The sequence below is a fragment of the Streptomyces sp. NBC_01241 genome, from assembly GCF_041435435.1.
Classification (GTDB): Bacteria; Actinomycetota; Actinomycetes; order Streptomycetales; family Streptomycetaceae; genus Streptomyces.
Map to the genome: position 1 here is coordinate 2,958,788 of NZ_CP108494.1, position 18,988 is coordinate 2,977,775.

An 18,988-nucleotide genomic window follows, 5' to 3' on the forward strand; every position below is an offset into this window, starting at 1 on the left:
GATGACGATGTTCGACACCGTTCTCGTCGCCAACCGAGGCGAGATCGCGGTACGTGTCATCCGTACGCTGCGCGAGCTCGGCGTCCGTTCGGTCGCCGTGTTCAGCGACGCGGACGCGGACGCCCGGCACGTACGGGAGGCCGACACGGCGGTACGGATCGGGCCCGCGCCCGCCGCCATGAGCTATCTGAGCGTGCCCGCGCTGCTGGACGCGGCCCGTCGCACCGGCGCGCAGGCCGTCCACCCCGGGTACGGGTTCCTCGCCGAGAACGCGGGCTTCGCGCGGGCGTGCGCGGCGGCGGGGCTGACCTTCATCGGCCCGCCCGCCGACGCCATCTCCCTGATGGGCGACAAGATCCGGGCCAAGGAGACGGTCGCAAAGGCCGGGGTCCCGGTGGTGCCCGGCTCCTCGGGGAGCGGGCTCACCGATACCCAACTGGGCGACGCGGCCCGCGAGATCGGCACGCCGGTGCTGCTGAAGCCCTCGGCGGGCGGCGGTGGCAAGGGCATGCGGCTGGTGCGCGACGAGACACTGCTCGCGGACGAGATCGCCGCCGCCCGGCGCGAGGCGCGGGCCTCGTTCGGCGACGACACGCTGCTGGTGGAGCGGTGGATCGACCGGCCCCGGCACATCGAGATCCAGGTCCTGGCGGACACCCACGGCAACGTGGTCCACCTCGGTGAGCGCGAATGCTCGCTCCAGCGCCGCCACCAGAAGATCATCGAGGAGGCGCCGTCCGTCCTGCTCGACGAGGAGACCCGGGCGGCGATGGGCGAGGCGGCCGTCCAGGCGGCCCGCTCCTGCGGATATGTCGGCGCGGGCACGGTGGAGTTCATCGTCCCGGGCAACGACCCCGCCTCGTACTACTTCATGGAGATGAACACCCGCCTCCAGGTCGAGCACCCGGTCACCGAGCTGATCACCGGCCTGGACCTGGTGGAGTGGCAGCTGAGGATCGCGGCGGGCGAGCAACTCCCGTACCAGCAGCAGGACATCCGGCTCACCGGCCATGCGATCGAGGCCCGGATCTGCGCCGAGGACCCGTCCCGCGGCTTCCTGCCGTCCGGCGGCACGGTCCTCGCACTGCACGAGCCGCGGGGCAACGGCGTACGGACGGACTCCGGGCTCGCCGCGGGCGGCGAGGTCGGCAGCCTGTACGACCCGATGCTGTCGAAGGTCATCGCGTACGGCCCCGACCGCGCCGCCGCCCTGCGCGGGCTGCGCGCGGCCCTCGCGGACACGGTGATCCTCGGCGTCCCGACGAACGCCGGCTTCCTGCGGCGGCTGCTCGCCCACCCCGGGGTGGTGGCGGGCGATCTGGACACCGGCCTGGTGGAGCGCGACGTGGCCGCACTGGTGCCGGAGGGGGTGCCGGAGGAGGTGTACGCGGCCGCGGCGCTGCTGCGGCAGTCCGCCCCACCGGCCGCCTCCCCCGCCGACGCCGCCGGCTGGGTGGACCCGTTCTCGGTGGCGAGCGGCTGGCGGCTGGGCGGCACCCCCGCCCGCACCGTGCTCGACTTCCGGCTGCCGGGCCACGACCCGGTGCAGGTGTCGCTGCGCTCCTTCCCGGCGGGCACCGAGCTGACGTTCGGCCATGTCGGGGAGGGCGCACAGCCACCGGAGCCCGCGACGGGCCCCTGCGGCCCGCTGGCCCCGCTGCCCGGCGGCACGGAGACGGCGAACACGGTCGAGCTGTCCGCGCACCGCATCGTCATCGAACTCGCCGGTGTCACCCACGCGTTCACCCACGCCGCGTCCCCGGACGGGACCTGGCTGGGCCGCGACGGCGACACCTGGCACGTACAGGACCACGACCCCGTGGAGGCGTCCCTGGCCGGCGCCGCGCGCTCCGGGGCGGACACGCTCGCCGCGCCCATGCCCGGCACCGTCACCGTCGTGAAGGTGGCGGTCGGGGACGAGGTCGTGGCCGGTCAGAGCCTGCTCGTCGTCGAGGCGATGAAGATGGAACACGTCATCTCCGCCCCGCACGCCGGAACCGTGACCGAGCTGGACGTCACCGCCGGCGCCACGGTCGCCATGGACCAGATCCTGGCCGTGGTGGCCCCCGCCGAGGCCCCCGGGGAGCAGGCATGACGACACCCCGCGCCCTGCCCATGACCGTGCCCGCCCAGGACCTGCCCCCACGGGTGCGCATCCACGAGGTCGGCGCCCGCGACGGGCTGCAGAACGAGAAGGCCGTCGTACCGACCGCGGTGAAGGCGGAGTTCATCCACCGCCTCGCCGCGTCGGGCCTGACCACCATCGAGGCGACCAGCTTCGTGCACCCCAAGTGGGTGCCCCAACTGGCCGACGCGGAGGACCTGTTCCCCCGTCTCGCCGACATCGCGGGCGTCGATCTGCCCGTGCTCGTACCGAACGAACGCGGCCTGGACCGGGCCCTGGCGCTCGGCGCCCGGCGGATCGCGGTGTTCGGCTCGGCGACCGAGACGTTCGCCGCCCGCAATCTCAACCGCACCGTCGACGAGTCCCTCGCCATGTTCGAGCCGGTCGTGGCCCGCGCCAAGGCCGACAAGGTGCACGTGCGCGGCTATCTGTCGATGTGCTTCGGCGATCCGTGGGAGGGACCCGTCCCCGTCCATCAGGTCGTCCGCGTGGCCAAGGCGCTGATGGACCTCGGCTGCGACGAGCTCTCCCTCGGCGACACCATCGGCGTCGCCACGCCCGGACATGTGCAGGACCTGCTCTCCGAACTGAACGAGGAAGGTGTGCGCACCGACGCCATCGGCGTGCACTTCCACGACACGTACGGACAGGCCCTGTCCAACACCCTCGCCGCGCTCCAGCACGGTGTGACCACCGTGGACGCCTCCGCGGGCGGACTCGGCGGCTGCCCGTACGCGAAGAGCGCGACCGGAAACCTCGCCACCGAAGACCTCGTGTGGATGCTCCAGGGCCTCGGCATCGAAACCGGGGTCGACCTCGACGCGCTCACCGCCACCAGCGTGTGGCTCGCCGAACAGCTGGGCCGACCCAGCCCGTCCCGTACCGTCCGCGCGCTCTCGGTGCGATAACCACCGTCCCACAAGGAGTGACACCTGCCATGCCCCTGGACCACCGGCTGACCGCCGAGCACGAGGAACTGCGTCGCACCGTCGAGGAGTTCGCGCACGATGTGATCGCCCCGAAGATCGGCGACTTCTACGAGCGCCATGAGTTCCCGTACGAGATCGTGCGGGAGATGGGACGGATGGGCCTGTTCGGGCTGCCGTTCCCCGAGGAGTACGGCGGCATGGGCGGCGACTACCTCGCCCTCGGGATCGCCCTGGAGGAACTGGCCCGGGTCGACTCCTCCGTGGCGATCACCCTGGAGGCCGGGGTCTCGCTCGGCGCGATGCCGGTCTTCCGCTTCGGTACGGAGGAGCAGAAGCGGCAGTGGCTGCCGAAGCTCTGCTCGGGCGAGGCGCTCGGCGCGTTCGGCCTGACCGAGCCGGACGCCGGTTCGGACGCGGGCGGCACCCGCACGACGGCGGTGCGCGACGAGGCGGCGGGCGAGTGGGTGATCAACGGATCGAAGTGCTTCATCACCAACTCCGGTACGGACATCACCGAACTGGTCACGGTCACGGCGGTGACCGGCCACAAGGCGAACGGCGCCCCGCTCATCTCCTGCATCATCGTGCCGTCCGGCACCCCCGGCTTCACGGTCGCCGCCCCGTACTCCAAGGTCGGCTGGAACGCCTCGGACACCCGCGAGCTGTCCTTCTGTGACGTCCGCGTCCCGCTGACGAACCTGCTGGGCGAGGAGGGCCGCGGCTACGCCCAGTTCCTGCGCATCCTGGACGAGGGCCGCATCGCCATCGCCGCCCTGTCCACCGGCCTGGCGCAGGGCTGCGTCGACGAGTCGGTGAAGTACGCCAAGGAGCGCCACGCCTTCGGCAAGCCCATCGGCGTCAACCAGGCGATCCAGTTCAAGATCGCGGACATGGAGACGCGCGCCCACATGGCCCGCGTCGGCTGGCGCGACGCGGCGTCGCGCCTGGTCGCGGGTGAACCCTTCAAGAAGGAGGCGGCGATCGCGAAGCTGTACTCGTCGACCGTCGCGGTCGACAACGCCCGCGAGGCGACGCAGATTCACGGCGGCTACGGCTTCATGAACGAATACCCGGTGGCCAGGATGTGGCGCGACTCCAAGATCCTGGAGATCGGCGAGGGCACCAGCGAGGTACAGCGGATGCTGATCGCGAGGGAGCTGGGCCTGCCGGCCTGACGGCCACCGGGCGTGGGCCGGGCGGGCGAGCGATCAGTTCGTCGCGCCCGGCCACTCCTCGCGCAGCATCCCGAACAGCACGGTGTCGTACCGCTTGCCCGCCACCGGCACGGTGCCCCGGCGTCGGCCCTCCTCGCGGAAGCCCGCCTTGGTGAAGGCGCGGACGGCCCGCTCGTTGCCGCTCCAGGTGTCGAGCTCGATCCGGTGCAGCCCGAAGGCCCCGAACAGGTGCCCCACCAGCAGGCGCAGCGCATCGGAGCCGTGGCCGCGGCCCCAGCGGTCCCGCTCGCCGATCGTGATGCCGACGGTGACCAGCCCGGCGAACGGATCCAGGTCCCGGTAGTCCGCCATGCCGATCACCGTGCCGTCGGTCAGGTCCTCGACCGTGAAGACGGCCGACTCCCTCGGGTTCAGCCGCAGCATCGTCTCGAAGCCGAGCCCGAGTGCCTCCGCCGTGACCGGCCCGAAGCACGGGTCGCCACCGGCGGCCCAGTGCACCACTTCCGAATCGTTGCGCCACCGGAGGTGATGCTCCGCGTCCTCCGCACGCAGTGCGCGGAGCCTTACCAACTCGCCTTTGATCATCCGGAGATCGTATGCCGCCCCGCCGGGCCGGATCACGGGGGGTTCCGGAGGTCCGAACCTTTCCGCGGTCCGGTCACCCGCCCCACCGAACCGACCGGTGCCTGCCGGCCGGCGAACACGAGCCGGTATCGCGGGACATCCAGTCCAGCCGGGTCGGCCGGGTCAGCCGGGTCAGCCGGGTCAGCCGGGTCAGCCGGTGAACAGTGCGCTGTACGCGTTCAGCGCGGGCTGGCCACCGAGGTGGGCGTAGAGCACGTTGGAGTCCTTGGGAATGTCGCCGCCCCGGACCAGATCGATCAGGCCGGCCATGGACTTGCCCTCGTAGACCGGGTCGAGGATGACGCCCTCCAGCCGGGCGGTGAGCCTCATCGCGTCGAGGGTGGACTGCACCGGGATGCCGTACAGGTCACCGGCCCATCCGGCAAGGACGGTGATCTCGTCGTCCTTCAGGTCCCGGCCGAGGCCGATCAGTTCGGCGGTGCTGCGGGCGATGCGCTCGACCTGGTCGCGGGTCTCGTCGATCTTGGCCGAGGCGTCGATGCCGATGACCCGGCGCGGACGGTCCTGCCCGGCGAAGCCCGCGATCATGCCGGCGTGGGTCGAACCGGTCACCGAACAGACCACGATGGTGTCGAAGAAGACGCCCAGCTCCTCCTCCTGCTGCTGCACCTCATACGCCCAGTTGGCGAAGCCCAGTCCGCCCAGCCTGTGGTCCGAGGCCCCCGCGGGGATCCCGTAGGGACGTCCACCGCGGCTGCGTACGTCCTCCAACGCCTGATTCCAGCTGTCCTTGAAGCCGATGCCGAAGTCGGCCGGGTCCAGGCGGACCTCCGCTCCCATCAGCCGGGACAACAGGATGTTCCCGACCCGGTCGTTGACGGTGTCCGGCCAGTCCACCCAGCGCTCCTGCACCAGCAGGGCCTTCAGCCCGAGCCTGGCCGCGAGCGCGGCCACCTGACGGGTGTGGTTGGACTGGTAGCCACCGATCGAGACGAGTGTGTCGGCACCCTCGGCCAGGATGTCGGGAACGATGTACTCCAGCTTGCGGGTCTTGTTGCCGCCGAACGCGAGACCGCTGTTGCAGTCTTCGCGCTTGGCCCAGAGCTTGGCGCCGCCCAGGTGCTCGCTCAGCCGCTCCAGCGGGTGTACCGGGCTGGGCCCGAACAGCAGCGGGTAGCGGGGGAAGTCCTGCACTGACATGACTGTTCTCCTCGGGCTTGAAAGGGGTGGGAGAGGGCGGACAAGCCGGCCGGGCCGGGCCGGCATGCCTGGTCGATCAGCCGGCCTGGTCGATCAGCCGGCCTCTTCGGTTTGCTCCGTGCCGGACATCTCCAGCAGCGGCTCCAGGGTCTGCCAGGTGTCGAAGGAGACGTCCGCGGCAGCCTCGGCATCACCGGCCGCGCACAAGTCGATGAGCTTGCGGTGCAGAGCCACCGACCCGCGACCGGTGACCGACGAGAAGCGGAGTCGCTCGACCCGGCGGAGCACCGGCGTGAACTGCTCCAGCACGGTCTTGATCGCGTCGTTTCCCGCGGCCTCGACGGTCACCGCGTGGAGCTCGTCGTCGGCCGCGAGCGCAGCATCGACGTCACCGCACCGGAGCGCGGCGTCGAATCGCTCGTTGGCGCTTCGCATTCGCGCGAAGTCCTCCTCGGTCATCTGACGCACGGCCTCGCGGACCGCGAGTCGATGCATGGCCGCGACCACCGACTGTGCGTTGCGGGTCGCGCGCACGTCCAGCGTGCTGACGGTGGTGGACCGGCCTGGTGCGGCGACAACCAGGCCGGCTTGGCCCAGACGCAGAAGTGCCTCGCGCACGGGGGTGCGACTGACGCCGAGCCAGCCGGCGAGCTCACCGTCGCGCAGCTGCTCGCCGGGCTCCAGCGTCCCGTCGACGATCGCATCGCGCAGCCGACGGAACACGTGGTCTCGCAACAGGTCACGGGGCGGCGAGGTCTCACCTTGAGGGATCGGCATGCAATATATTGCGTACTACGTATTGCCGCATGTCAATAGCCACGCAGTGCCGCGGCACACCGCATCGAACAGCCGGAGGACATCGAGGACTTCCTCGCCGAGTGCGGGCTGCTGCGCGGGCATACGGCGGAGCTCGCCGCGCACAGCGGTTACGGGGAGGACTACGTGACGGCCCGGCTCGCCAACGCCACCGCAGCCGATGCAGCGCGCCGATCGCCCGCAACTGCCGCCGCCCGTACGCAGCACCCGGCCGCGCAGGGGCCGAACGGCTCTGCCAGGTGAGGCCGGTGCGGCGCGACAACGTGACGATCGGGCCGGCGAATCCGTCCACCACCCCCACCATGTCGTGGGCTCGGCCGAAGACGACCATGCCCATGCAGAGCGCCGACGAGACCGGCCGGGGCGTCATGCCCCAGGCTCCGGCGGAACATAATCGGGGCACAGCGAGTGCCCGCATTCGCGCGGCGGCCGGCGAAGAGCGGCAAGAACATCCGCTTCTCCCGGGCATTGCTCGAAGAGGCAGACATCGACGTCTCATCCGTCCTGCTGATCAGCAAGCCCTACGAGGAGCGCCGCGCCCACGCCACGGCCCGCAAGCTGTGGCCAGGCGTCGAGTTCGTGAGTGCGTCGAGCCCGATGACCTCCGAGCAGTATGTGGCGTCCATCCAGGACGACCGACTGGTGATCGACATGCTCGTCGGCGCGCTGCAACGTCTGCTGATCCATCCGGCCCACGGCTTCATGGTCGCCGACGCCGTTCCCGACGAGGTGACGGCGGCGTACGAGCGGTTGTCCCGTGCGGGCTTCACGAGCCGGCTCGTCGCGGGCGGCACGGAGACGGGGCACTGAGTCCGGCGTCCCGGGAACAACGCGGCTCCGCCGCGGAGTTCGTCCGGCGCGGTTCCCCCGGCCCCGCGCGCATATCCGCTTCCGCCTGTCACTGCCATGACATACCCTTCACAACAACGGCCGCGCCCTGCACACCGTCTTCACGTATCGGTGTCCGGATGCCGCGCGGCCCGCCTCGTCACCCGGCCCATCCACCGGGTTTCACCGTGGGGGTACATCAACGTGCGCACGCGCACCGTGTCGACCGCGCTCGCGGTCCTCTTCAGCTCGACGGCGCTGGCCGTCGGCACCACGGGGTCGGCCATGGCCGACTCCAGCAAGGCCCTGCCGATCTCCTCGTACGGCGACATCGCCGTGGACGGTGTACACAAGCGGGTCTACATCAGCGATCCGAGCGGCAACAAGGTCGTCGTCACCGACTACGCGGGCAAGGTCGTGACGACCGTCCCGAATCTCCCTGGCGTACAGGATCTGGCGATCGCACCCGACTCCCGTTCCGTCTACGCGGCCGTCCCGGGCAGCGACGCCGTCGTGGCCATCGAGACGACCACCTCGACGGCCGCCGCGCAGTACAGCACCGGCGAGAACACCCGGCCCCAGACGCTGGCGGTGGCGGGCGGGCGGGTCTGGTTCATGTACGGCGAGCAGCCATCGCACCACCTGGGCTCGTTCGACCCCGCGCAGAGCAGCCCGGAGGTCGCCCTCGACCAGCTCCCCGGCATCGGCTGGTACGACGCCCCCGAGCTGGAGTCCACCGGGAACACCCTGGTGCTCGGCGTCCACGGCACCTGGTCCGGACTGGCCGTGTACGACGTGTCGACGAGCACCCCCGTCCTGCGCAAGCAGGGCATGCCGTCCGAGGCCGCGAACTACATGGACGACTTCGCACTCAGCGCCGACGGCAAGAAGATCGTCGCCGCCTCGGGCGAGTCCCCCTACGCGGCGACCGCGATCAACACCGACGACCTCACCCGTACCGGCGGCTATCCGACCAAGGCGGACCATCCCAACTCGGCCGCGATCGCCCCGGACGGCACGGTCGCCCTGTCCACCTACAGCTGGTACGACACGGACATCTACATCTACAAGCCCGGCGCGACGACGCCGTACCGCACGTACACGTACGACCAGGGCACGCCGGGCGGCGACACCATCACCTCGCAAGGACTGGCGTGGGCCCCCGACGGGACCAAGCTGTTCGCCCTCGCCAACGGCTACGGCGGGCCGTTCCTGCGGGTCCTCGACGACGCCACCCGCTACCCGGTCAAGGCCACCGTCTCCGCGCCCGCCAAGGCGACCCGCGCCAAGAAGCTCGACGTCACCGGCAAACTGACCTCCGGCAAGTCTTTCCCCTCGGGCTCCAAGGTCACCGTCACCCGGACCGATATCGACTCCCCCAAGGGCAAGTCGCTCGGCGCGAAGACGGTCGGTTCGTCCGGTGCGTTCTCCTTCAGCGACACCCCGCCCGCCGGCGGCAACGTCACCTACACGGCGACGTACGCGGGCGACGCCACGCACGCGCCCGCATCGGGCAAGGACACGGTCGCCGTCTCGCGCACCGCCACCGCCCTCACGCTCAACCGCAACGGCAGCACCTACTCCTACGGCGCCAAGGTCTCGTTCACCGCCCACCTCGGCAAGACGTACAAGAACCGCACCGTCGAGATCTGGGCCGATCCCTTCGGCGCCGACAAGCCCAAGAAGCTGCTGAAGAAGGGCAAGGTCAACTCCAAGGGCAACCTGTCGGTCACCGTGAGCATGACCCGTAACACCGCGGTCACCGCGGTCACCGCGGGCGATGCCCGCTCGGGTTCCAAGACCGTGAAGTCGACCGCGTATGCCAAGGTGAAGGTCTCCACCTCCGTCTCCAAGCAGTACAAAACAGGCAAGATCGGTTCCACGACGTACTACTGGTTCCACAAGAACACCGACCCGGTCCTCACCACGTCGATGACGTACTACAAGGGCCGCCAGCAGCGCTTCGGGCTCCAGGTCTACTACCAGGGCAAGTGGTACGACGCGGACCCCGAGTACTTCGCGCTGGGCACCACCGGCAAGTCCGTAGTCCGCCTCGAAGCCCCTGGCCAGTCCGGCATCCGCGCCCGGATGCGCTCCTCGTACGTCAAGGGCTCCTCGGGTGACAACGTGAACTCGACGACGCACGGCGCGTGGAAGTACCTGTACTTCACGAAGTAGGGAAACAGCACACCACTGCCGCGTGACGGAGAAGGGCCCCGGCGGGGGCCCTTCTGCACGGTCGGGGTGCACTTCGTTCGACAGCACGCAGCCCCTTTCGGCAGAGTCCGTACATGCAGCCGCACCACTGGCCCCTGTACGGGCTCCGCCTCCGCACACCGCGTCTGGAACTCCGGCTTCCGGACCTGGAGTTGCTGGACGACCTCGCGTCGGTGGCCGTCGACGGGGTGCACCCGCCGGCCGATATGCCGTTCACGGTCCCCTGGACCGACGCGTCGCCCGCCGAGCGTGGAAAGGCCGTGTTCCAGCATGTGCTGGCCACCGTCGCCCACTGGTCCGTACGGGACTGGGCGCTGAGCCTCGCCGTGCTGCACGAGGGCCGGGTGGTCGGGCGGCAGGACATGACGGCGAAGGACCTCGCCATCACCGGCGAGGTGAGCACCGGCTCGTGGCTGGGCCTCGCCCACCAAGGGCAGGGCATCGGCACCGAGATGCGGGCCGCCGCCCTGCATCCCGCCTTCGCCTGACTCGGGGCCCGGACCGTTCTGGTGAGCGGCCGGAGGGAACCCTCGAATGTTCGATGAGGTTAGGCTAACCTTCCTTCCGGCATGCCGGTGGCCTGTTCCCGGCCTCGCTTCCGGTTCCTGGGAGGACCCCCCGCATGACAACGTCCGTCGCACCCCCCATCACCCCCTTCCGGTTCTTCGATCTGACCGTTCTGCGGACCCGGCGACTGGGGCCCTCGATGCTCCGGGTCACCTTCGGCGGCCCGGAGCTCGACGGCTTCGCCGCCGGAGGACGCGACCAGAGCCTGTCGCTGTTCCTGCCGCACCCCGGCCAGCCGGAACCAGTCGTTCCGGTCGATGCGGACGGCAACTGGTTCGCCGCCTGGCGCGCACTTCCGGACAACGTGCGGGCCGTCATGCGCTCGTACACCGTGCGCGCCCAACGCCGTACACCCGACGGGGCGAGCGAGGTCGACATCGACTTCGCGCTGCACGGGGTCGGCGGGCCCGCCTGCCGCTGGGCCGCGGGCGCCTCCCCCGGCGACCGGCTCAAGGCGCTGGGCCCGGCCGTCGAGGACAACACCGCCGTCCGCTTCCGCCCTCCACAGGACACCGACTGGGTGCTGATCTGGGCCGATGAGACCGCACTGCCCGCCGCGTCCGCCGCCCTGGAGTGGCTGCCGGCCGGCACGGAGGCCCGGGTCTGGCTGGAGGTCCAGCACACCGAGGACCGCCAGGCCCTCAACACCGCGGCCAAGGCCCGGATCAGCTGGCTCGTACGCGACGAGGGCGCACCCACCGCCCTGGAGGCCGTCCGGGCGGCCGAGTTGCCCGAGGGGACGCCGTACGTCTGGATCGCGGGCGAGTCGTCACAGGTACGGGCGCTGCGCCGCCACCTCGTGCAGGAACGCCGGTTCGACCGCAGGCGCCTGACGTTCGCCGGGTACTGGCGGCGCGGGCTGAGCGAGGAGCAGGTGCGCGAGGCGGCGACGGGCTCGGACGCGTAGCCGGAAGCGGCGCCGGAGTGAGGGCCGCGCACGGCCCGACGGCAGGAAGCAGCCACCCCGTACGCGTGAATCGGACAAGCTCCGCACCTTCGCAGTGAAGTTAGGTTAGGCTAACCTAACTTCACCATCGGGCCCTCGCCCCCTCCTTCTGTCCCGAGGACCGATGAAGTTTCCCCGCATCCGGGAGGACCCCTTCATGCGTTCGCACCTGCTCAACGACACGACCGCGGAGCATTACCGGCGCTCCGTGACCGCAGGAGTCGCACGGGTCGCAGCCACACTCGCCGCCACAGACCGGCCGTTCACCGGAATCTCCGTCGACGAGCTCACTCCCGTCGTTGGCGCGATCGATCTGGACCGGCCGCTGGGCGACGCGTCCGCCGCCCTCGACGAGCTCGACAGCGTCTATCTCCGTGACGCCGTCTACTTCCACCACCCCCGCTACCTGGGCCACCTCAACTGCCCGGTCGTCATCCCCGCCGTCCTCGGCGAAGCCGTGCTCTCGGCCGTCAACTCCTCCCTGGACACCTGGGACCAGAGCGTCGGCGGCACCCTGATCGAGCGGCGCCTGATCGACTGGACCGCGGCCCGGATCGGCCTCGGACCGACCGCGGACGGCATCTTCACCAGCGGCGGTACGCAGTCCAATCTGCAGGCCCTGCTGCTCGCCCGGGAAGAGACCAAGACGCCGCCGCACCACTTCACCCGGCTGCGCGTCTTCACCTCGGAGTGCAGCCACTTCAGTGTCCAGAAGTCGGCGAAACTCCTCGGTCTGGGACCGGACTCGGTTATCGCCGTCCCCGTCGACCACAACAAGCGCATGCAGACCGTGGCGCTGGCCCGCGCCCTGGAGCAGTGCGTCGCCGAAGGCGCCGTACCGATGGCTGTCGTCGCCACCGCGGGCACCACCGACTTCGGTTCCATCGATCCGCTGCCCGAAATCGCCGCGCTCTGCCGGCAGTTCTCCACCTGGCTGCATGTCGACGCCGCGTACGGCTGCGGTCTGCTGGCCTCCCGTGAGCGCCGCCACCTCCTCGACGGCATCGAGCACGCCGACTCGGTCACCGTGGACTACCACAAGTCCTTCTTCCAGCCGGTCAGTTCCTCGGCCGTGCTGGTCCGGGACCGGGCGACGCTGCGCCACGCCACGTACCACGCGGAGTACCTCAACCCGCAGCGAATGGCCGCCGAACGCATTCCTAACCAGGTGGACAAGTCGCTGCAGACCACCCGCAGGTTCGACGCCCTGAAACTGTGGATGACGCTGCGCGTCATGGGCGCCGACGGCATCGGCGAGCTCTTCGACGAGGTCTGCGACCTTGCCGCCGAGGGCTGGCGGCTGCTCGCCGCCGACCCGCGGTTCGACGTCGTCGTCGAGCCCCAGCTGTCCACACTGGTGTTCCGCCACATCCCGTCCGGCGTCACCGCGCCCAGCGAGATCGACCGGGCCAATCTCCACGCCCGCAAGGCGCTCTTCGCCTCCGGCGAGGCCGTCGTCGCCGGTACGAGGGTCGGCGGCCGTCAATACCTGAAGTTCACCCTGCTCAACCCCGAAACGACCGCGCAGGACATCGCCGCGGTACTCGATCTGATCTCCGGCCACGCCGAGCAGTACCTGGGAGACTCCCTTGACCGCGCTTCCTGAACCCCGCGATCAGCGGGCCGCCCACGACTTCATCGGGATCGGGCTCGGCCCGTTCAATCTCGGGCTCGCCTGCCTGACCGAGCCGATCGACGAGCTGAACGGGGTGTTTCTGGAGTCGAAGCCGGACTTCGACTGGCACTCCGGGATGTTCCTCGAAGGGGCCCATCTCCAGACGCCGTTCATGTCGGACCTGGTCACGATGGCCGACCCGACCTCGCCGTACTCCTTTCTGAACTATCTGAAGGAACACGGGCGGCTGTACTCCTTCTACATCCGGGAGAACTTCTACCCGCTGCGGACCGAGTACAACGACTACTGCCGCTGGGCCGCCGCGAAGCTGAGCAGCGTCCGCTTCTGCGAGACCGTCGAATCGGTCACGTACGACGTGGGCACCGCGCTCTACACCGCCCGTACCGCCACCGGCGGCGCCTTCCGCGCCCCGCGGCTCGTGCTGGGCACCGGGACTCCCCCGCACATCCCGGATGCCTGCCAGGGCCTGGGTGGCGACTATCTGCACAACTCCCGTTATCTGGAAGGGAAAAAGGCTCTCCAGGCGAAGGACTCCATCACCCTCGTCGGCAGCGGGCAGAGCGCGGCCGAGATCTATTACGACCTGCTCTCCGAGATCGATGTGCACGGCTACCGGCTGAACTGGGTGACGCGCTCGCCGCGTTTCTTCCCGCTGGAGTACACCAAGCTGACGCTGGAGATGACCTCCCCGGAGTACATCGACTACTTCCACGCGCTGCCCGAGGAGACCCGCTACCGGCTGGAGTCCGGGCAGAAGGGCCTCTTCAAGGGCATCGACGGAGAGCTGATCGACGCGATCTTCGACCTGCTCTACCAGAAGAACCTGCCCGGCCCCGTCCCGACCCGGCTCCTCACCAACTCCTCTCTGACCAGCGCCCGTTACGAGGAGAGCAGCGGTACGTACACGCTGGGACTGCACCAGGACGAACAGGCCAAGGACTACACCCTCACCACCGAGGGCCTGATCCTCGCCACCGGTTACCGGTACATTGCGCCCGCCTTTCTGGAGCCGATCGCCGACCGGCTGCGCCACGACGGCCGGGGCCGCTTCGACGTGGCCCGCAACTACTCCATCGACACCACCGGGCACGGCGTCTTCCTGCAGAACGCGGGCACGCACACCCACTCGATCACCTCACCCGACCTGGGCATGGGTGCCTACCGCAACGCGTACATCATCGGCGAACTGCTCGGCCGTGAGCACTACCCGGTCGAGAAGTCCATAGCCTTCCAGGAGTTCGCCGTATGACCGCCGACCTCGGCACCTTCACCACCCGTCCGCTGGACCCCCTTGCCGACGCCGAACTGGTGCACGGCTGGGTCACCCACCCCAAGGCCGCCTTCTGGCTGATGGGCGACGCGGAACTCCAGGACGTCGAGCGGGAGTACCTGGCGATCGCCGCCCACCCGCACCACGACGCCTTCATCGGGCTGTACGACGGGGAGCCCGCCTTCCTGATGGAGCGGTACAACCCCGCCGAGGCCGAACTCAAGGGGCTGTACGAGGCCGAGCCCGGCGACATCGGGATGCACTTCCTGGTCGCCCCGGCCGACACCCCGCTGCACGGCTTCACGCTCGCCGTGATCACCACCGTGCTGGAGGCGCTGTTCGCCGACCCGGCCGTACGCCGGGTCGTCGTCGAACCCGACGTACGCAACACCGCGGTGCACGCGCTCAACAAGGCGGTCGGCTTCGAGGTGCTGGGCGAGATGGCCAAACCGGAGAAGAACGCCCTGCTCAGCGCCTGCACCCGGGAACAGTTCGCCGCGGCGACCGGGGGCAGTGCCTGATGTCCGCCACCATCGAAAGCGCCGCCCACCTCACCCCCGGCCACTGGGCCACCGCCAACCGGCTGCTGATCCGCAAGGCGCTCGCCGAGTTCAGCCACGAGCGGCTGCTGGTCCCGGCGCCGCTCGGCGACGACCGCTACGCGATGCGCGGCGACGACGCGTCGAACGAGTACCGCTTCACCGCCCGGCTCTTCGCCCTCGACCACTGGCAGGTCGAGGCCGACTCGATCACCCGCCACCGGCACGGCTGCGAACTCCCGCTGGACGCCGCCGAGTTCTTCGTGGAGCTGCGTTCCACGCTGGGCCTCTCGGCGGAGATCCTGCCCGTCTATCTGGAGGAGATCTCCGCCACCCTGGCCGGTACCGCGTTCAAGCTGACCAAGCCGCCCGTCACCTCCGCCGAGCTGGTCCGGGCCGGGTTCCAGGCCATCGAGACGGGCATGACCGAGGGCCACCCCTGCTTCGTCGCCAACAACGGGCGGCTCGGCTTCGGCGTGGACGAGTACCGGGCGTACGCCCCCGAGGCCGCTTCCGGGATCCGTCTGGTCTGGCTCGCCGCCCACCGCGACCGCGCCACCTTCACCGCGGGCGCCGGACTCGACTACGAGACCCTGATGGAAGGCGAGTTGTCCGAGGAGACCCGGACCCGGTTCGCGGCCACGATGAGCGGACTCGGGCTCGACCTCGACGACTACCTGCTGATCCCCGTCCACCCGTGGCAGTGGTGGAACAAGCTGGCCGTCACCTTCGCCGGGGAGCTCGCGCAGCGGCATCTGGTCTGCCTCGGAGAGGGCGAGGACACCTACCTCGCGCAGCAGTCCATCCGTACGTTCTTCAACACCAGCGCTCCGGACCGGCATTACGTCAAAACGGCGCTTTCCGTCCTCAACATGGGCTTCATGCGCGGCCTCTCCGCCGCGTACATGGAGGCGACGCCGGCGATCAACGACTGGCTGGCCGGGCTGATCGAGGGCGACGAGGTGCTGCGGGCGGCCCGCTTCTCGATCATCCGGGAGCGGGCGGCCGTCGGCTACCACCACGGGACGTACGAGGCGGCCACCGCCAAGGGCTCCCCGTACCTGAAGATGCTCGCGGCGCTGTGGCGGGAGAGCCCCGTCCCGGGCCTCGCCCCCGGCGAGCGGGCCGCGACCATGGCCTCGCTGCTCCACACCGACCACGAGGGCGGCTCCGTGGCCGCGGCGCTGATCGCCGAGTCGGGGCTGGAGCCCGCGGTGTGGCTGCGCCACTACCTGGACGCGTACCTGGTGCCGGTGCTGCACAGCTTCTACGCGTACGACCTGGTGTTCATGCCGCACGGTGAGAACGTCATCCTCGTCGTCGAGGACGGGGTCGTACGGCGCACGGTCTTCAAGGACATCGCCGAGGAGATCGCCGTCATGGACCCGGACACGGTGCTGCCGCCGCGGGTCGAGCGGATCCGGGCCGAGGTCCCCGAGGACATGAAGCTGCTCTCCGTCCTCACCGATGTCTTCGACTGCTTCCTGCGCTTCCTGGGCGCCGGCCTGGCGAGCGAGGGCGTCCTCGGAGAGGAGACGTTCTGGCGGACGGTCGCGGACTGCGTCACCGGGTACCAAACCTCGGTACCGCACCTCTCCGGGAAGTTCGAGCAGTACGACATGTTCACGGAGGAGTTCGCGCTGTCCTGCCTGAACCGGCTGCAACTGCGGAACAACGAGCAGATGGTCGATCTCACCGATCCGTCGGGGGCGCTGCAGCTGGTCGGCAGGCTGAAGAACCCGATCGCGGGGCGGGCCTGAGGCCGGGGCCGCCCCGCGACCGGGAACACCACGGTCGCGGGACGGCCCCGGTCAGCTCACTCCGCGGCCCAGGGAACCTGCGGCGCGCGGTAGTAGTTGATGCCGAGCGCGGAGAACCTCGGCCCCTGCGCGCCGAGCCGCACCTTGTACGCGTCCCAGTCGTGCGTGGCCGCGGGCGACCACCCGAGCTCCGCCACACCCGGCAGCCGCGGGAACGCCATCTGCTCGATCTCGTCGCTGTTGGTCAGGGTCTCCGACCAGAGCGGCGCCTCGACGCCGAGGACGGAGCCCGCCGGGGCGCCGTCCAGGTACGTCGCCGGGTTCCAGTCGTAACTGCGCTGGACGGAGACATAACCGGCCCAGGCCAGACCCAGCTCGGTGTCCTTGTCGTACTTCATGTCGAGGTAGCTCCGGTCGGCCGGGGACAGCACCAGCTTGGTGCCGTTCACGGCGGCGTCCGCCACCTGCTTGCGCTCGGCCGCGCCCGTCCGGTCGTAACCCCAGTACTGGGCGACCGCGCCCTCGACGGGCGTGGCCCCGGTCAGCTGGTGCCAGCCGATCACGGTCTTGCCGTGCTCGGCGACGACGGCCTGCGCCTTGTTCATGAAGGTCACATAGTCCGCGTGGCTGGTGGAGTGCGCCTCGTCGCCGCCGATGTGGAGGTACTTGCCGGGGGTGAGCTCGGCCAGCTCACGGACGACGTCGTCGACGAAGTCGTACGTGATGGCCTTCGGGACGCAGAGCGAGCTGAAGCCGACGGCGGTGCCGGTGTAGAGCGGCGGCGCGACGCCGTCGCAGTTCAGCTCCGCGTACGAGGCGAGCGCCGCGTTGGTGTGGCCGGGCATGTCGATCTCCGGCACGACCTCCAGATAGCGGGAGGAGGCGTAGCGGACGATCTCCCGGTAGTCGCTCTTCGTGTAGGAGCCGCCGGTGCCACCGCCGACCTCCGTCTGCCCGCCGTACGTGGCGAGGCGCGGCCAGGAGTCGATGGCGATGCGCCAGCCCTGGTCGTCGGAGAGATGCAGGTGGAGCTTGTTCATCTTGTAGAGGGCGAGCTGGTCGATGTAGCGCTTGACCTCGGTGACGGAGAAGAAGTGCCGGGACACGTCCAGCATGGCGCTGCGGTACGCGTAGCGGGGTGTGTCCTCGACCGTGCCGCCCGCGACCTTCCACGGGCCCTTCTGGCGGCTGTTCTTCTCCACATCCGCCGGGAGCAGCTGGCGGAGCGTCTGGACGCCGTGGAAGAGCCCTGCCGGGCCGCGCGCGGTGATGGTGACGGAGCCGGGGTTCGACTTCAGGGTGTAGCCCTCGGCGCCGGATCCGCTGTCGTGGGGGTCGAGCCGGAGCCGGATGCCGTCGCCGCCGCGGCCGGTGACCGGCAGGGCGTAGCCGGTGGAGGGGCGGAGCACGCCCGCCAGGTAGTCGCCGACCTGCCGGGCCTCGCGGGAGTCGCCCTCGACACGGATCCTGGTGTTCGCCGTGATGCTGTACGGGGCGCCGCCGGGCTTCGCCTCGGCGGGGGCGGGCAGTATCTGCCCGAGCGGGCGGGGCGAGGGGGCGGCGAACGGGCCGTGGCTCGCCGCGTTGCCGTCCGGCGCCGCGCCGATGCCGGCGATACCGGCCGCCGTGACGAGCAGCAGCGAGCCGAGCAGACGGGGAAGGGCGGTGCGCTGTGTCCTGTGCAGTCTCACAAGCCGGGTCCCTTTCGACGGGTTCACTCCTGTGGAATCTCCTGACCGAACCATCACCATGCGTATCGCCTGTCTCACACATGGTCAAGGTGTAGACCACTTCCCCTTATGCGGCTGAGGGAATCGTCCCGCTCCGGGCGCCGACGGACACCGCTTCCGAAAAGGGCGCCTCGGACCCGTACCAGCCGGCCGTGGAGAAGGACCGCAGTGGCGTAGCGGAGCACTTCGCCGAGGAGGAGCGCAGCGCGCTGCCGACCGAGCAGGTGCCCGACCGGGCCCGTGGACGGCTCCCTCGAACGCCTGTAGGCACACCCGCACCGACTGCCTCAACCGGACCCGACCGAGAGCCTCATCACACCCACTCCTGCCCGATATCGGGCAGAATTCTTGCATAAGCGCCCCATTCACAGCAATATCAACGAGTGCTCGAACGCCGCCCGTCTCATGACGACCTCATCGATCACCTGGTGCGCAGCACCGCGCTCCAGCGCGGTGAAGCCGCCCGGGTGATCCTCGACGTGCTGGCGTACTTCGACGAGACGACCGATGAATTCGTCCGCCGCCGCCACCGCGAACTGCAGTCCGGGGGCCTGGTGAACGCGGAGATCTTCGAGCGGATCGCGGCCGAACTGCCGCACCGGGCGGTCGCGCCGCCGGAGCTTTCGCTCCGCCAGCTGCGCCGCATCGTCTACGGCTGAGCAACG

14 protein-coding genes and 2 pseudogenes are annotated in these 18,988 nt (G+C 70.0%); 12 read left to right on the forward strand and 4 right to left on the reverse strand.

Annotated features, from left to right (window positions below; translation table 11 throughout):
* Position 1 precedes the first annotated feature (1 nt).
* From OG306_RS12875 to OG306_RS12885, 3 genes are read left to right on the forward strand one after another with little or no spacing between them, the layout of a single operon-like run.
* Positions 2-2,095, forward strand: a complete 2,094-nt coding sequence (locus OG306_RS12875) for an acetyl-CoA carboxylase biotin carboxylase subunit (protein ID WP_266746318.1) — start codon at positions 2-4, stop codon at positions 2,093-2,095.
* On the forward strand, positions 2,092-3,033 hold the full coding sequence (locus OG306_RS12880; RefSeq protein ID WP_266746319.1) for a hydroxymethylglutaryl-CoA lyase: 942 nt from the start codon (positions 2,092-2,094) through the stop codon (positions 3,031-3,033). The genes OG306_RS12875 and OG306_RS12880 overlap by 4 nt, the downstream gene beginning before the upstream one ends.
* A 29-nt stretch (positions 3,034-3,062) precedes the next feature.
* Positions 3,063-4,229 (forward strand): acyl-CoA dehydrogenase family protein, encoded by a 1,167-nt coding sequence (locus tag OG306_RS12885; protein WP_266746320.1) that lies wholly within the window; start codon positions 3,063-3,065, stop codon positions 4,227-4,229.
* Between the two features lie 33 nt (positions 4,230-4,262).
* On the opposite strand, the gene OG306_RS12890 is transcribed toward OG306_RS12885, so the two are convergent.
* The 3 genes from OG306_RS12890 to OG306_RS12900 form a co-directional block, all read right to left on the reverse strand.
* Entirely contained in the window at positions 4,263-4,814 is a 552-nt protein-coding gene (locus OG306_RS12890) for a GNAT family N-acetyltransferase (RefSeq protein WP_266906666.1), read from the reverse strand.
* Between the two features lie 189 nt (positions 4,815-5,003).
* Positions 5,004-6,014, reverse strand: a complete 1,011-nt coding sequence (locus OG306_RS12895; RefSeq protein WP_266746322.1) for a 1-aminocyclopropane-1-carboxylate deaminase — start codon at positions 6,012-6,014, stop codon at positions 5,004-5,006.
* A 93-nt stretch (positions 6,015-6,107) separates the two neighbouring features.
* Positions 6,108-6,791: a GntR family transcriptional regulator gene (locus OG306_RS12900; protein ID WP_371665311.1), complete on the reverse strand. Its 684-nt coding sequence runs from the start codon at positions 6,789-6,791 to the stop codon at positions 6,108-6,110.
* A 477-nt stretch (positions 6,792-7,268) separates the two neighbouring features.
* On the opposite strand from OG306_RS12900, the pseudogene OG306_RS12905 reads away from it, so the two are divergent.
* The 8 genes and pseudogenes from OG306_RS12905 to OG306_RS12940 form a co-directional block, all read left to right on the forward strand.
* Positions 7,269-7,640 (forward strand): annotated as a pseudogene (locus OG306_RS12905) (YdcF family protein); the annotation flags it as partial.
* A gap of 222 nt (positions 7,641-7,862) precedes the next feature.
* Entirely contained in the window at positions 7,863-9,836 is a 1,974-nt protein-coding gene (locus tag OG306_RS12910) for an Ig-like domain repeat protein (protein ID WP_266906664.1), read from the forward strand.
* 113 nt (positions 9,837-9,949) lie between these two features.
* A pseudogene (locus OG306_RS12915) lies at positions 9,950-10,360 on the forward strand (GNAT family N-acetyltransferase); the annotation flags it as partial.
* A 137-nt stretch (positions 10,361-10,497) separates the two neighbouring features.
* Positions 10,498-11,349, forward strand: coding sequence for a siderophore-interacting protein (locus tag OG306_RS12920; protein WP_266746326.1), 852 nt, complete (start codon positions 10,498-10,500; stop codon positions 11,347-11,349).
* Between the two features lie 196 nt (positions 11,350-11,545).
* Complete coding sequence (locus tag OG306_RS12925; protein WP_266752183.1) at positions 11,546-12,994, forward strand: pyridoxal phosphate-dependent decarboxylase family protein; 1,449 nt, start codon at positions 11,546-11,548, stop codon at positions 12,992-12,994.
* Entirely contained in the window at positions 12,978-14,273 is a 1,296-nt protein-coding gene (locus OG306_RS12930; RefSeq protein WP_266906662.1) for a lysine N(6)-hydroxylase/L-ornithine N(5)-oxygenase family protein, read from the forward strand. The genes OG306_RS12925 and OG306_RS12930 overlap by 17 nt, the downstream gene beginning before the upstream one ends.
* A complete protein-coding gene (locus OG306_RS12935) occupies positions 14,270-14,815 on the forward strand; it encodes a GNAT family N-acetyltransferase (RefSeq protein ID WP_266746328.1) in 546 nt (181 codons plus the stop codon). The genes OG306_RS12930 and OG306_RS12935 overlap by 4 nt, the downstream gene beginning before the upstream one ends.
* Positions 14,815-16,593, forward strand: coding sequence for an IucA/IucC family protein (locus tag OG306_RS12940; RefSeq protein WP_371665312.1), 1,779 nt, complete (start codon positions 14,815-14,817; stop codon positions 16,591-16,593). Before OG306_RS12935 ends, OG306_RS12940 begins: the two co-directional genes overlap by 1 nt.
* 56 nt (positions 16,594-16,649) lie before the next feature.
* On the opposite strand, the gene OG306_RS12945 is transcribed toward OG306_RS12940, so the two are convergent.
* The gene (locus tag OG306_RS12945) at positions 16,650-18,284 is read right to left on the reverse strand and encodes a beta-N-acetylhexosaminidase (protein ID WP_266746330.1); all 1,635 of its coding nucleotides are present in this window, start codon (positions 18,282-18,284) and stop codon (positions 16,650-16,652) included.
* Between the two features lie 422 nt (positions 18,285-18,706).
* Between OG306_RS12945 and OG306_RS12950 the strand changes: the two genes are divergently transcribed.
* Positions 18,707-18,982: a hypothetical protein gene (locus tag OG306_RS12950; protein ID WP_266746331.1), complete on the forward strand. Its 276-nt coding sequence runs from the start codon at positions 18,707-18,709 to the stop codon at positions 18,980-18,982.
* The last annotated feature ends 6 nt before the right edge of the window (positions 18,983-18,988 follow it).